The 13722-nt window shown below is 28.5% G+C and carries 15 protein-coding genes; 13 read left to right on the top strand and 2 right to left on the bottom strand.

Features of this window, described 5'->3' with window-relative positions; all coding sequences use genetic code 11:
• Window positions 1-242: 242 nt before the first annotated feature.
• The 10 genes from P4S50_RS18000 to P4S50_RS17955 all read left to right on the top strand — a co-directional run bounded on the left by P4S50_RS18000 (window position 243) and on the right by P4S50_RS17955 (window position 10112).
• The gene (locus P4S50_RS18000; protein WP_277732204.1) at window positions 243-2177 is read left to right on the top strand and encodes a sensor domain-containing diguanylate cyclase; all 1935 of its coding nucleotides are present in this window, start codon (window positions 243-245) and stop codon (window positions 2175-2177) included.
• A 74-nt stretch (window positions 2178-2251) separates the two neighbouring features.
• Window positions 2252-2794 carry a tetratricopeptide repeat protein gene (locus tag P4S50_RS17995; RefSeq protein WP_277732203.1) on the top strand — a complete coding sequence of 181 codons (543 nt, stop codon included), beginning with the start codon at window positions 2252-2254 and terminating at the stop codon, window positions 2792-2794.
• Between the two features lie 79 nt (window positions 2795-2873).
• Entirely contained in the window at window positions 2874-3353 is a 480-nt protein-coding gene (gene rlmH, locus P4S50_RS17990; RefSeq protein ID WP_277732202.1) for a 23S rRNA (pseudouridine(1915)-N(3))-methyltransferase RlmH, read from the top strand.
• Window positions 3354-3480: 127 nt separating this feature from the next.
• Window positions 3481-4341 (top strand): AraC family transcriptional regulator, encoded by an 861-nt coding sequence (locus tag P4S50_RS17985; protein WP_277732201.1) that lies wholly within the window; start codon window positions 3481-3483, stop codon window positions 4339-4341.
• An 83-nt stretch (window positions 4342-4424) separates the two neighbouring features.
• Window positions 4425-4976, top strand: coding sequence for a flavodoxin family protein (locus tag P4S50_RS17980; RefSeq protein ID WP_277732200.1), 552 nt, complete (start codon window positions 4425-4427; stop codon window positions 4974-4976).
• A gap of 213 nt (window positions 4977-5189) precedes the next feature.
• The gene (locus P4S50_RS17975; RefSeq protein WP_277732199.1) at window positions 5190-6095 is read left to right on the top strand and encodes a PhzF family isomerase; all 906 of its coding nucleotides are present in this window, start codon (window positions 5190-5192) and stop codon (window positions 6093-6095) included.
• Between the two features lie 214 nt (window positions 6096-6309).
• Window positions 6310-7005: a response regulator transcription factor gene (locus P4S50_RS17970; RefSeq protein ID WP_277732198.1), complete on the top strand. Its 696-nt coding sequence runs from the start codon at window positions 6310-6312 to the stop codon at window positions 7003-7005.
• Window positions 6992-8578, top strand: a complete 1587-nt coding sequence (locus P4S50_RS17965) for a HAMP domain-containing sensor histidine kinase (RefSeq protein ID WP_277732197.1) — start codon at window positions 6992-6994, stop codon at window positions 8576-8578. Before P4S50_RS17970 ends, P4S50_RS17965 begins: the two co-directional genes overlap by 14 nt.
• Before the next feature lie 123 nt (window positions 8579-8701).
• Window positions 8702-9445 (top strand): Bax inhibitor-1/YccA family membrane protein, encoded by a 744-nt coding sequence (locus P4S50_RS17960; RefSeq protein WP_277732196.1) that lies wholly within the window; start codon window positions 8702-8704, stop codon window positions 9443-9445.
• Window positions 9438-10112, top strand: a complete 675-nt coding sequence (locus P4S50_RS17955) for a GNAT family N-acetyltransferase (protein WP_277732195.1) — start codon at window positions 9438-9440, stop codon at window positions 10110-10112. The genes P4S50_RS17960 and P4S50_RS17955 overlap by 8 nt, the downstream gene beginning before the upstream one ends.
• A gap of 182 nt (window positions 10113-10294) precedes the next feature.
• Here P4S50_RS17955 and P4S50_RS17950 read toward each other — a convergent pair whose 3' ends face one another.
• Complete coding sequence (locus P4S50_RS17950) at window positions 10295-10954, bottom strand: FusB/FusC family EF-G-binding protein (RefSeq protein ID WP_277732194.1); 660 nt, start codon at window positions 10952-10954, stop codon at window positions 10295-10297.
• 218 nt (window positions 10955-11172) lie between these two features.
• A complete protein-coding gene (locus tag P4S50_RS17945; protein WP_277732193.1) occupies window positions 11173-11478 on the bottom strand; it encodes a CD3324 family protein in 306 nt (101 codons plus the stop codon).
• A 532-nt stretch (window positions 11479-12010) separates the two neighbouring features.
• Here P4S50_RS17945 and P4S50_RS17940 point away from each other — a divergent pair.
• The 3 genes from P4S50_RS17940 (at window position 12011) to P4S50_RS17930 (ending at window position 13709) form a co-directional block, all read left to right on the top strand.
• A complete protein-coding gene (locus P4S50_RS17940; RefSeq protein WP_277732192.1) occupies window positions 12011-12493 on the top strand; it encodes a hypothetical protein in 483 nt (160 codons plus the stop codon).
• The gene (locus tag P4S50_RS17935) at window positions 12490-13119 is read left to right on the top strand and encodes a response regulator transcription factor (protein ID WP_277732191.1); all 630 of its coding nucleotides are present in this window, start codon (window positions 12490-12492) and stop codon (window positions 13117-13119) included. Before P4S50_RS17940 ends, P4S50_RS17935 begins: the two co-directional genes overlap by 4 nt.
• Before the next feature lie 245 nt (window positions 13120-13364).
• Window positions 13365-13709 (top strand): zinc ribbon domain-containing protein YjdM, encoded by a 345-nt coding sequence (locus tag P4S50_RS17930; RefSeq protein ID WP_277732190.1) that lies wholly within the window; start codon window positions 13365-13367, stop codon window positions 13707-13709.
• Window positions 13710-13722 lie beyond the last annotated feature (13 nt).

Raw genomic sequence — 13722 nt, 5'->3', positions numbered from 1 at the left:
ATATGATATAAGTATAACATTGATTGAAAATCTGCACTTGCAACTATTTTTAAGCAACAGAGTGGTGAGGGTTACTGGATATATGGGTATTTTTGGTTTAACATTGCTATAGAAGTTTTAGTATAATTAAAGATGAAATGTATAACAAAAGACTATGAGATTAGTAAAGATGTAATAGAGTATGGGAAAATACTAAATGATATAATTATATTATGGTATGAATAGCATATGGAGGTGAAGGTATGAAGCTAACACAGAAAAAAATTAATAAAAATAGATTTTTTATGATTATTGCCATAGTTCTAGGATTTTTTTTGCTGGCGGTATATATGCTTTTATCTGATATAAATCATACTAATAAATCTGTAAAGCGGTTTGATCATTTTGTTAGAAATGAAATGAGAGATATTGTACGTAATGAAGTGTTAAACAGAATTGATGAGATTGAATATGATCTAAGTATGCTTCATAAAGAGCAAAACAAGATTATAAAAGGTAAAATTGAAATGATAGCTCATATGTTACTGAGTTCAGATACAGCAAAAATAAATAATATGGAAGAGAGAAAAATTGAATTTTTAAAGGAATTTGAAAGGATAGCTAAAGCTGATAAAGAATATTTATACTTTGCATTAAGTACAGAAGGTATACTTCTTCGCTCCAGCACAGACGATAGAAGAGAAGGTAAAAATATTATCGATAGTAAAGATCAAGAGGGAAGTTATTATATAAGAGAAATGCTAAAAGTGATAAATAAACAAGAGGGTATTTATGTTACATACTATTCTCCAAAAGAAAAAGATGGTGAACCTCTTAGAAAGACCTCATATTGTTTGTATATTCCTGAGTTTGATATAATAATAGGTACTGGTAGTTATGATGTAGATATTGAAAAAGTATTAAAAGAAGCAACTTTTTCTAGAATACAAAGTTACTATCAAGATAGTGAAGACTATATTTTTATTGTTGGATATGATGGAATTGCTCATGTTTTTGGCGACAATAGATTAATAGGGAAGAGTACTAAAAAGATTTATGACACTAATGGCAAATCTATTCATAAATTATTTATGGAAGCTATAGAAAATGATAGTGAAGGATATGTTAATTACGACTATTATAAAAGAAATTCTAAAGAAAAAAGTGAAAAAATTTCTTTTGTAAAAAGATTGGATATGTGGGAAGCGTATATAGCAATGGGATTCCATGTTGATGATTTGAATCAAGAATTAAATATTCATATTAATGATTTTAAGTCTGAATATTATAAGGAATTGATTTTTACATTAATTTTAATGTTTTTCATAGGGTTGGTTATATTATACTTTGTGCGTAAAAGTTTAATTCTTCAATCTCAATATATACATCAAGAAGAAATTGTATTTGAAAAGTTATTTCAGTTGTCATCTGAGGGAATTTTAATAGTTTCAAATCAAGGAAATGTAATCTTTCAAAATCCAATTATAAATAAAATTATTGGTGAAAACTTAAGTGATTATATTGATAAAGAAGGACAGGTATATTTTAATGAAATCAGTGAAGATGTGTATTCGATTAAAAACGATAATGGTAGAACGTATTACATTGAGTGGAATAAAAAAAGTATAATTTATCATGGTATTGATAGTTATATTTACTTTATTTCAGACATTACAAGTAAGTTTTTAAAATCAAATGAATTAGAACATATGGCTTTATATGATGAACTAACAAAATTACCAAATAGAAGAAAATTAATAGATGATTTCAAATATATAATAGAAAATAATACTGCCAAAGATTCTACTGTTATAGCTATGATTGATTTAGATTATTTTAAAAAAGTAAATGATGAATATGGTCATGCTATAGGAGATGAAGTCTTAAAGTTAGTAGGTGAGTGTTTTACTAATAAATTACGTAAACGTGATCAAATCTATAGATTAGGTGGAGAAGAATTTATAGTTTTACTTAGGGATATAACTATTGAAGATGCACAATCTGTGTTGACAAATATTTGTAATGAATTCTATGATATGAGTAAAGAAAGATTTGGATTTCCAATAACGTTTAGTGGTGGTGCTACGGAGGTTGAATTGAATTTATATGGAGAAGTTTGTTTAGGTGATGTGTTAAATAAGGCGGATATTCTTTTATATAAAGCTAAGAACAAAGGGCGTGCTAGAATAGAAATATAAATCGCTGATCGCATTTTGAATAAAATCAATTTTTACGATAGTATAGTAATAGATTTAACTGAGGAGGGGTATTTGTGAAACGAGTTGTAATAAATAGGCTTATATATCTAACGCTTATATGTATAGGAGTTTTCTTAGCTATTAAGGATATGTACTATATAATAGCAATACCAGTTATAATGTGGCTATTGGTTGAGAGAGTATATTGGAAAAGTTTTTATGAAGGAAAGAAGATGCTCTATAAGAAACAGTTTAAGAGTGCTGCTGGTAAGTTTGAATTTTTTTTAAAGGAGTTGGAGGATAAGCCATGGCTTAACAACCTTAAAATGTTCAATATAGGAATATACACTCACAATCTACAAGCACAGTGTTATAACAATATAGGAATATGCTATTTAGAATCTAAGTCATATAAAAAAGCTACTAAACACTTTAATAAAGCGATAGAGCTAGATGATATGTTTTGCATACCTTATTATAATTTAGCAATAATAAAGCTTATACATGATAATGAAGAAGAGGCTGGAGACTATCTATTACAATCGATAAAAAGAGGATACAACAAAGTAAAATTAAAACAGCTTAAAGGATATGTAATGATGAAATATAAGATGTAGAAGGAGTAAATATATCTATATAAAAGTAATATCTAACATTTATATAGATATATTTTATTTGAATGGAAAGGACATAAATATGAATATAAAATTAGTTACTGTAGGAAAAATCAAAGAAAAATATTTAAAACTTGGAATAGATGAATTTACTAAAAGGTTATCTAAGTATTGTAAGTTAGAAATAGTTGAGCTTAATGATGAGAAGGCTCCTGAGAATTTAAGCGAAAAAGAAATGATTATGATAAAAGATAAAGAAGGAAAAAAAATATTATCTCATGTAAAGGATACTACTTATGCTATAGCGCTTGCTATTGATGGAAAGAACTTATCTTCAGAAGAATTAGCTGATAAGCTAAACAATCTTAGTATAATGGGAAAGAGCAATGTAACATTTATAATAGGTGGATCGCTAGGCCTTTCTGATGAAGTGTTAAAGAGAGCTGATTTTAAGCTTTCATTCTCAAAAATGACATTCCCGCACCAGCTTATGAGACTGATACTTCTAGAACAAGTGTATAGAAGCTTTAGAATAATTAAGGGTGAACCATACCATAAGTAAGTTTTTTAGGTTTGGATTATAATCTAATGAATTAATCTAGTATATTTGTTTCTATCTAATATATGAGAGTGAAGTTAAAAATCCAGATATTATCCTTATAAGAAGACTAGAAAAAGGGTGATAAATTATGTATCAAAATATAATTATTGATGCTATAAATTTCATAAAAGAACATTTGGAAGAAGACCTTACTGTAGAGGATATCGCTAAACACTGCCACTTCTCAAAGTACTACTTCAATAGGATCTTCAAACAGGAAGTTGGAGAGAGTGTGTATGCTTTTATAAAGCGGCTTAAACTAGAGGGAAGTGCGATGAAAATTATCACAGATAGTGATAAATCTATTACTGAAGTAAGTGCACAATATGGGTATAGCTCATCAAACTACAGCGCAGCTTTTAGAAAACACTATAGTAGTTCTCCTAGAGAGTATAAACAGTATTTCACTGAAAGTGTCATTAAAAAGAGACAAGGGCATTATACCAACCTAACCGGCAAAAACTTTGATCACTTCGATAAGCAGATGAAGAAGACATCAATAGAGGACATAAAAGTAATCTATCGACGTTTCATAGGTGATTACAGAAATCTGCATAATTATTGGGAAAGATTTTTCGACAAGTATGGAGAGTGTTATGGAGAGTCTAGCATTAGAATCGAAATCTCTTACGATGATCCTGTTGTTACTTCGCCAGATAGATGCATAACTGACTTATGTATTACAACGAACAAGCCAATGAATAGCCTATACAATACAAAAATCATAAAAGGTGGTTCATATCTTATCTACCATTTTGATGGACCAAACAAAGAGATATTTGGAACATTTCAAGGTTTGATGGGGATTTGGATTCCTAGATCTAAGCTTTATTTTGATCTGGATGATAGAAAAATATTTAGCATAATGGAGCTAACTGATAAAGACAATGATCATTATATTTTTGATATCTACATTCCATATAAGAAGAGCACGAATTCAGAAGTATAAAGTATGATTTTCCAATATCATTTTAATAAAGATTGAAAATGCAATCTTGAAAAAACTTATTAGGATGAAAGGAAGATTTATTTATGAAAATTTTAACTATCAATGGTAGTCCAAGAAAAGATGGATGTTGTGCGAAATTGCTCAAAAAAATCGCTGAAGGAGCAAGGGAAAAAGGAGGGGAAGTAGTTAATTTTCAACCCAACAAAATGAAAATAATGGGTTGCCAAGCTTGTATGATTTGTAAGAAAGAGAAGAGATGTGTTATTAATGATGAAATGGTTAAAATCTACAATGCTGTTGATGAATCAGATGTAATAGTAGTTGGGGTTCCTATCTATTTTCATGAAATGAGTTCTCAACTAAAAACTGTTGTTGACAGATTTTACTCATATATGAATATGGATGCTAATTTCGATTTCACTACCACTATGAAAAAAGGTAAAAAATGTGTATTGGTTGTACCATATGGAAATCATGATAAAACTGTCTATAAAGAATATATTAAATCATTAGAAGATAGATTTAAGTTTTTTGGTTTTGATGATGTTGAAATATTTGTTGCAAGTGATTCAATGTCTGAGCACACTGAGTATCTAGAGAAGTGCTATAATATAGGACTTTCTCTTTCAAAGTAACGTTATAATGATTTTCTTAAGTTTAGTCATGAATTAAGAATTCAATTAGTTATCTACACCTTTGTATATATTTTCAAATAGTAAGTATATGAGTAAAAATTGCATATTACTATTTCAATTTTAACAAAAATATTATTATATAATAATATAGAGATATTAATTGCCACAAAACAAGGAAATGGATTATAATTTCTAAATTTAGGAGGAAAAACAATGAAAAGAAAATATAATTTATATCAAATTGACTCATTTACAAAGGAAAAATTTACGGGAAATCCAGCTGGAGTAATAACAAATGCTGATGGATTAACGTCGGATGATATGCAGAAGATAGCCAGAGAACTTAATAATTCTGAGACAGCTTTTATTTTTTCTTCAAAAAGTAATGAGTATGATGCACATATACGTTTTTTTACTCCAACAAATGAAGTTCCAATTTGTGGACATGCTACTATTGCAGCTCATTATGCTCGTGCTATTGAAAACAAACTAGATACTTCAACAGTTTATCATAAGACAGGTGCTGGAATATTACCTGTTGATATAATAAAGAAAAATGATGATTATAAAATAGTTATGACACAGGGGAAAATTGAGTTTGGTAGTATCATTGATGGAGTAAATAAAAAAGATCTTATATCAGCACTTAATATAAGTAGTGATGACTTGCTAGAAAACTATGAGGTACAGATTGTTTCAACAGGTCACTCTAAAGTTATGATTGGCATAAAAAGCATTAAAACTTTAAATAAAATAAAACCAAATTATGAGGCACTTTCTAAATTGAGTACAATTATTAAGTGTAATGGATATTATGTTTTTACAATTGATTCTGAGGATAGTGATATTTTAATACATGGAAGAATGTTTGCACCGGCCATAGGTATAAATGAAGACCCTGTGACTGGTAATGCAAATGGTCCTTTGGGGGCATATCTTGTTCATCATAATTTGGTTAAGCACAATAATTGTTTATTCAAATTTAAGGCTAAACAAGGTGAAGCTATGAAGCGACCAGGAATTATTGAGGTTGAGGTTAGAGTAGAAGATAAAGAACCTGTAGAAGTTAAAGTTTATGGAAATGCAGTGATAATATTTAAGTCTGGACTGTCATTATAGAATTAAAAATAGGCAACCTTATGCCTCAAAATATCACAAGTAAAGGGAATTTTTGATGAATACAATTTAAAACAGAGTGTTATACTATCATCTAGACTTACTCTATTTTATATATGTTTACTACTAGAAATTACATTTGTTTTAGTTTGTATTAAATAGTGTGTTTTTAAATACAAAGATTATATTAAATCCAATGTGTTAGAAAGGACAGAATATGAAAGAGAAAATTTTAATAGCGGAAGATGATAAGGATATATCTCAGATTATTGAATTGTATCTATCAAGTGAGGGGTACGAAGTAACAATTGTAGATAATGGATTAGATGGATTGAATGCTATTCAAAATGAGCAGTTTGATTTAGCTATATTTGATATTATGATGCCTGAAATAGATGGCTTTAAATTAACTAGAGAGATAAGAAAGGATAGCAATATACCAATACTTATAATTTCAGCTAAATCAGAAATCAGTGATAAAATTTTAGGCTTAAATATTGGTGCTGATGACTACATAACAAAACCTTTCGACCCACTAGAGGTTGTAGCACGGGTAAATGCTAATGTGCGAAGAAATAAAAGCTTCAATGAATTAAAAAATAAAACGAATAATGTCTTTAAGATAAAAAATCTAACATTAGAAAATGATACGTGTAGATTGTTTAAAGATGATTTAGAAATTACGCTAACCGCTACTGAGTATAAAATAATGAGTTTGTTGATGAAAAATCCAAATAGGATATTTTCAAAAATACAGATAGCTGAACATCTTTCTGGAGAATATTTTGAACCTTATGCACATACCATTACAGTCCATATTTCACATCTGCGCGAGAAAATTGGAGTAGATGATAATGGGAATAAGTATATCAAAACAGTAAAAGGGTTGGGGTATAAAATTGAAAGCAACTAATAAAAAAAGTTATTTTAATATACTTGTTAGGGATTTTTTGAGATTTGTTGTCGTTGTTTTAGTACTGATTTTTATTATTTTATTAATTAGAGAAGAAACTGTAGATATCAGCATGAGAAAATATCTAGAATCAACGTATGAATATGTACCAAGTTCCATTTTGAACGGAGAATATTCGAAACTAAAAAGTGATAAAAAACTTGGGAGTAAAGGTTTTTTTGAAATACTAAATGAAAAGAATGAAGTTATTTATATAGATCCAAAACATGAGCCAATAGAATTTACATTTGAAGAGTTGGCGTTGATTCCAAATGAAAACAATCGACCAATTATTACAAAAGAAGAGTATCGAGAATTTGATTCAAAGAGGTATACTCAGCTTACTTTTGAATATTATGAGAAACTAAAAAAAACATATCAGACAGTTGTTGTTGTAGATGAAAATTTGAAACTGAATTTTTCAGATATACCTGATATGATACAAGAATTCACACAAGATGAGTTTGACTTACTAAGTGGTGTGTACAATGATAGTTATGAAGTTTCTAAATTATCTTTTATTGATAATGAAGGAGACTCGTATTCTGTTGTATTCTTCAGAGAGTATAGTCCATTGAATGTTATATCAACTTCACTTGAGGGTACCTTAGCTTATAGCTTATTTGCATTTATCGTTTTCTTTATCGCAGCTGCCCTTGTATATCTCATTAATCTAGATAAAAAAGTGAAGGTACCTCTGCTTTTGTTAAGTGAAGCAATTGATGAGTTTTCTCATGGAAAAAGAGAAAAACTGATAACTTATAAAGGACCTCATGAATTTGAACGTGTATGTAAAGAATTTAATGCAATGGCCATAAAATTGAACGAAGCAGAGAAAAAGCAATTTGAAATTGAAGAAGAAAAGAAAAAGATAATTGCGGATATTTCTCATGACTTAAAGACACCGATAACGGTGATTCAGGGATTTGCAAAGGCGCTCATAGATAAAAAAATTGACGAAACGGATAGTATGAAATACTTAGAGTGTATATATAATAAGTCTCACTCAATGTCGGAATTGATCAGTGCTTTTAGCGAATATAGTAAGCTTGATAGACCTGATTTCAAGTTAGATGATGTATCTGGGAATATAAGCGAATTTATTAGAGCATACTTTATAGACAAATTCGATGAACTAGAATTATTGGGTTATAAACTAGATATAGAAATCGCAGAAAGGGAGATATATTTAAAATATGATTGTTTTCAGATGAAGCGTGTGCTTGATAATATTATTTCGAACACTACTAAATATTCACCTAAAGGCACAACAATTTATTTTAGGTTGAAAGAATCTAACAAAGAAATCAGTATTATGATAGGAGACAACGGACCTGGAATTTCTAAAGAATTGCAAAAAATGATCTTTGATCCTTTTGTTGTTGGGAATGATTCTAGGACAACTGCAAGTGGTTCGGGATTAGGAATGGCGATAGTTGATAAAATAATTAAATCACATAATGGTACAATTGAATTTGTATCAGGAAAGAGCAGCAAAATGACGGTTTTGTATGAAATAAAAATACCCAAATAGAATACCTTTTACCTCACAGTTTTCTGTGAGGTTTTTTAATGTCAAGAAATCTTAAGATTGAATTAATGTTAAATAAATTTTCGTATATTACAATATTTTTATAAACAAAGAGGAGGCGAAAATATGGAAAGTAGTTTTTCAAATCCATATATTCAAAGAGTTGCAGGTGAATCAAATGAATATGTTGGAGATACTTGTACTTATGGAGGAATAATAGAAAAAGCAATGTATTTTTTTCTCGTTACATTTATAGGAATAGGTGCATTTTTGTTTATGCAAATGCACCAACCTTATGTGACATATATATTGATTGGTGCAGGGGTAGTTGGAATAATAGCACCGTTATTAAGTTACTTAGTTCCTAAGGCTATTCCAATATTAGGTACATTTTTTGGTTTCGCTCAAGGATACATTATTGGTTATTCTTGTGTAGAATTTTCAAAAGGCTATAGTGGAGTTGTTCCATTAGCCATAATAATAACTTTTAGTGCAGTAATCATAATGGGTGTTCTTTATGGATCTGGGATTGTAAAAGTTGACCAAAAATTTAAGGCAATTATAAGTGCTTTATTTTTGACTTCGTTTGTATTTGGGGGAGTTGTATTTATAAGCTCCTTTTTTACAAGTCAGTTAACTTCAATGTTTAATAAAAATGGTATTGTGGCTATTGTAGCATCAGTCCTTACCTTAATAGTATCTGTTCTAAATTTGGCAGTTGATTTTGATAACATTACAATAGGGGTAGATTCTGGATTTTCGAAAAATCACGAATGGACTTTAGCATTCGGTATTATCACGTCGATTATATTAATATTTTTAAAAGTGTTGAAACTCGTATATCAGTTAGTAGGTGACGATGATGAATAATGATAAAATTAGAAAAAAATATAGATTCGAGAAATATGACTTAAAGTATTTCAAGAGCTGTGCTGATTTAGTAAAACAAACTTGGAATCTTCATGGGGCATATAAAGAAATAAAGAATATTGACTGTGTTTATGAACTATATATCAGAGACTGTCTGGATTATAGCGAGTATTGTGATTTAATTATTGATGAAGATGAAAATGTATGCGGAATTATGTTCGGTAGCTTTGAAAATAGGAATATTATTCAGAGGAGTACATTAATCATAAAGAGAATTAAAACGTGCTTATGGAGTAGCTTTAGACTTTTAAAAGGTGATTTTGGGAAAATAAACAATGCACTAAGTACGTATCTTAATCAAAAAAGAGATGATAATGCAGGAGAGGTATACTCTGATAATTTTAGTAGTGAAATAAATCTGTTTATTGTTAGTAAAAGTCTCCGTGGTCAAGGATATGGTTATAAATTAATGAATAGGTATATTGAGTTTTGTTATGAGAACAAGCTAAGTAGTGTGTTTTTATGGACTGATTTAGGTTGCTCATATAGTTTTTACGAAAGATATGGTTTTAAACTGTTTGACACTTTTCATGGCAATACTTTATCTGAAGGAAATGGAAAAGATGCAAATGGATTGATTTATTGCTATCAAGTATTAAATAACTAGGGGAAAATATAATATGAAGTTTAGAATGTTTATATAGAGTATGCATACCCAACTATGGAAGGGGCAGTAGAATCGTCACAAAATTAAAAAATATAAAAATGACGAGATTTAATAAATGAATCTCGTCGTTTTTATTGTTAGATGATTGGTACGATTTCATTGAAGATTATTTTATTTAATTATTATTTTATATCGTTAACATCCTTTAAAATTTTTTCGAGTTTTTCTATATTTACAATTCTTTTATTACATTCTTCACTATCTAAACATATGTCAAAGCCTATTGAGCTATAGCCGTCTTTTTTAGTATTAGATGTTTTACAGATAGATGAAACGAAGGCTACTTCATTTTGGCTACCTACACGATTACAAAGAGCACATATATGAGTATTGGTTGAACTATGATTAGAAATTTTACATGTCATGCCTATAAGTTTACCATTCAGATTGTAAGCTATAAATAATTTTCTAATTGATTTATCAATCCAACCTAAGTATACATTCTTAGAATCTTTTGAATTTAGATTTGGTAATTTAAATTTTTTTTCCTTTTTAAATAATTTACTAATTTGTGTATTTGTAATGTTTGGCATTCCATATACATATTCATTTAACTTATTTAAATAAGTATCAATGTCAAAGGTTTCATTTATTTTACTAATATCAAGTATTTCTTTTTCTTTCTCAGATAAATTTGCAAATAGACGTAATATTTTATCATGCATATATGATTTATATGCTTCAATAGTATTAATATCTACACAATTTTTGAAAGTATTATTCAAATCATGTAAACATTTTTTTATATAATTATATTCATGTTTTTTTATAAAAGCTTTCATAAAATTTAGCACCTCTTTTCTAGTTTTAGTCTACCATCAGCTCTCACTAACAAAAAAAATGATCATTATTACTTTAACTGAAAGTAACAATAATCATCCTTATTTAAAACATATTATATATTCACCATCATTTTACCCTAGAATCTTGTTTTAAATTAGAAATGATAACTTGCATTTAATTATTACAATGAAATCATAACATGGTTTAAAATAAGAATTCAATCTAATAAACAATTCTGTAATGATTGTGAGTATAGACGTTTCTCTTGACTTATTATTCTTCTTATACTTTTTTCTGATAGGTAATATTCTTGAGTTAGTTCATTTATAGTAGTACCTTTGATGTATTTTTTATAAATTTCATTATTTCTAATCTTAAGACTATTTTTTATACCACTTTCTTCTCCCCAGGCTTTATGGTTTTCATTTTTTCTGGGTACATAAAGATATTTTCCATCTACATATTTTTGTATTATTTTAACAATTTCCTCTGGTAACACATCTTTTGCTCTTACATATTTCATTTCCTTACTCCTCCACTTTTATAATAGGATTAAAGCAAAGAATACAAAAAAAGCTATGTGTTACAGAACCTAAAACATGTACGTATTTCAGCTAACTTAACAGCTTAGGCTCCAAACAAATCATAGCTGAATTTGTGTATTCTTTGAAAGGAGCAAACTGATTTAGAGCTGAATGTATCACAGACCTTCATAAAAACACCTCCAATAAGTTACGCCTATTATATCATAATTGACATAAATTTGAATATTGAAGAAGAGATATTGAAAATGTTTAGTTGGATTTTTATAAATTCTCGTTGTCTATTAGTTAAAGAGTATTTTATACAAAAGTCATCTCTATAATCCTTTAAATTAGAAATATTTTATCATATAGAGTACAATTAATAAATTTATAGAAATCATTACTACTATTTTACTACCAATATACTCCTTTATTACGCTTTTATTCACTCTGGTATTTTGCTATCATAGTCTTAAGCATTGGTGGTGGCGCGCCAAAACATACAAACCAATGTAGTTAAAGGAGGAAAGTATGAACACAAACAAAAAAAGAAAAAGTAATTTAAAACGTATACTGGCTATTGGTTTTCTACTATTATCATTAATAGGAACTGTATCTATGGGTATGGGAATGTCTGGAATTAGATTATTTGTAGATATTCCAAGTTTGATTTTGATTATTTTGTTTACATTACCGATGTTGATTTTAGCAGATTTATTTGAGGATTTTATACGTGGGTATAAGATTGCTACAGGAAGTTTTGAATATACATTGAAGGAACTTAAGGCTAGTAAGAACGCTATGGATTTATGCATTAAGTTAGTGTATATTTCTTCAGTAATAGGTGCAATTATTGGCTTTGTATCTTTTCTTCGTTATATAGGTGATCTGTCAAAAGTTGGACCTGCGATAGCTGTTAGTATTCTTACTGTTTTTTATGCTTTTATAATTAATTTAGTCCAACATGCGGTTAGTGCGAAAATTAAGAAGGAGATCATTTATCGAGAACAATGAAAATAAATGAAGATAAAAAAAGTATAGGAAAAACTGCAAGTTTGACTATAGTTTTTATAGGTTTGATTAGTTGGACAACGGATTTTAGGTTTCTGAAGTTACAAGATATTCGCATGATGACTATTATTCTTATAAGTACGGTAATCTTAATGTTACTTGGACAAGGTGATAGCATTGATTATTCTGGACTTTTGGATAAGTTTAGATTCAACCTATTTTTAACAGGGTTGCTAATATCATCGTTTTTACTGTTTAACTATTTGAGTACTTCAATTGAATATGAAAATATACTTAATGAAATTATACTTTGTTTGAAGCCAATGTTATTCTGTTTATTGATTTATTTACCTGGAATGAACATATTAGGATACTTAGTAAATAAACGTATTGAGAAAAAACCTTCAATAAGTAAACAGACCTTGAATCTTACGAGAAGAGAGCGAGAAGTTTTTAATCTTGCTATTAATAATCTTAGCAATAAAGAAATCAGCGAAAAGCTGTTTATAGCAGAAACCACTGTAAAAAAACACATGCAAAATATATTAAAAAAATCAGATTGTTCTAATAGAGAAGAGTTAATTAAACTATTTTCTAAAGAAATAATGAATAGTTCATCGGAGATATAGTCTCCCATGAACTATTTATTATTTCTTAGTAAATTTAAAATTATTTTAATCAACAGAGCCTATAACTAATCGAGTGCATGAGGTATGCAGTAGCATGAAGTAAAGATTAAATGATGGTTTGTCAATATTACAAAACTGTGATAGTATATAATCCGATAAGAAACTCATATATGTTTTTTCGAAAAATAAAACGAAAAATAAAGTATATATTAGAATTAAAAATAGCGAATGGAGGAAATAAAATTATGATGAGTTTACCAAATTGTCCAAAGTGTAATTCAGAATATACTTATGAAGATGGAAGCCTTCTTGTTTGTCCAGAATGTGCTCATGAATGGACTTTAGAATCAGAAACTGAAGAGGTAAAAGTTATTAAAGATGTGAATGGAAATGTTTTAAATGATGGAGATTCTGTAACAGTAATTAGAGATCTTAAAGTAAAGGGAAGTTCATCAAGTATAAAAATAGGTACAAAAGTAAAGAATATACGTTTAGTTCATGATCCATCTGATGGAGAGCATGATATCGAGTGTAAGATTGATGGTTTTGGAGCTATGAAATTAAAATCTTCAGTTGTTAAAAAAGCATAAACTCTGAATATAA

Source organism: Tepidibacter hydrothermalis (assembly GCF_029542625.1).
Taxonomy (GTDB): domain Bacteria; phylum Bacillota; class Clostridia; order Peptostreptococcales; family Peptostreptococcaceae; genus Tepidibacter_A; species Tepidibacter_A hydrothermalis.
Note: the sequence above shows the minus strand (reverse complement) of the source record. Positions and strands in the feature narration are given on the sequence as shown.

Excerpts from the sequence above, each read along its gene's own strand:
- P4S50_RS18000 (WP_277732204.1), top strand. The coding sequence starts at position 243 with ATGAAGCTAACACAGAAAAAAATTAATAAAAATAGATTTTTTATGATT.
- rlmH (WP_277732202.1), top strand. The coding sequence starts at position 2,874 with ATGAATATAAAATTAGTTACTGTAGGAAAAATCAAAGAAAAATATTTA.
- P4S50_RS17985 (WP_277732201.1), top strand. The coding sequence starts at position 3,481 with ATGTATCAAAATATAATTATTGATGCTATAAATTTCATAAAAGAACAT.
- P4S50_RS17980 (WP_277732200.1), top strand. The coding sequence starts at position 4,425 with ATGAAAATTTTAACTATCAATGGTAGTCCAAGAAAAGATGGATGTTGT.
- P4S50_RS17975 (WP_277732199.1), top strand. The coding sequence starts at position 5,190 with ATGAAAAGAAAATATAATTTATATCAAATTGACTCATTTACAAAGGAA.
- P4S50_RS17970 (WP_277732198.1), top strand. The coding sequence starts at position 6,310 with ATGAAAGAGAAAATTTTAATAGCGGAAGATGATAAGGATATATCTCAG.
- P4S50_RS17960 (WP_277732196.1), top strand. The coding sequence starts at position 8,702 with ATGGAAAGTAGTTTTTCAAATCCATATATTCAAAGAGTTGCAGGTGAA.
- P4S50_RS17955 (WP_277732195.1), top strand. The coding sequence starts at position 9,438 with ATGAATAATGATAAAATTAGAAAAAAATATAGATTCGAGAAATATGAC.
- P4S50_RS17950 (WP_277732194.1), bottom strand. The coding sequence starts at position 10,954 with ATGAAAGCTTTTATAAAAAAACATGAATATAATTATATAAAAAAATGT.
- P4S50_RS17945 (WP_277732193.1), bottom strand. The coding sequence starts at position 11,478 with ATGAAATATGTAAGAGCAAAAGATGTGTTACCAGAGGAAATTGTTAAA.
- P4S50_RS17940 (WP_277732192.1), top strand. The coding sequence starts at position 12,011 with ATGAACACAAACAAAAAAAGAAAAAGTAATTTAAAACGTATACTGGCT.
- P4S50_RS17935 (WP_277732191.1), top strand. The coding sequence starts at position 12,490 with ATGAAAATAAATGAAGATAAAAAAAGTATAGGAAAAACTGCAAGTTTG.
- P4S50_RS17930 (WP_277732190.1), top strand. The coding sequence starts at position 13,365 with ATGATGAGTTTACCAAATTGTCCAAAGTGTAATTCAGAATATACTTAT.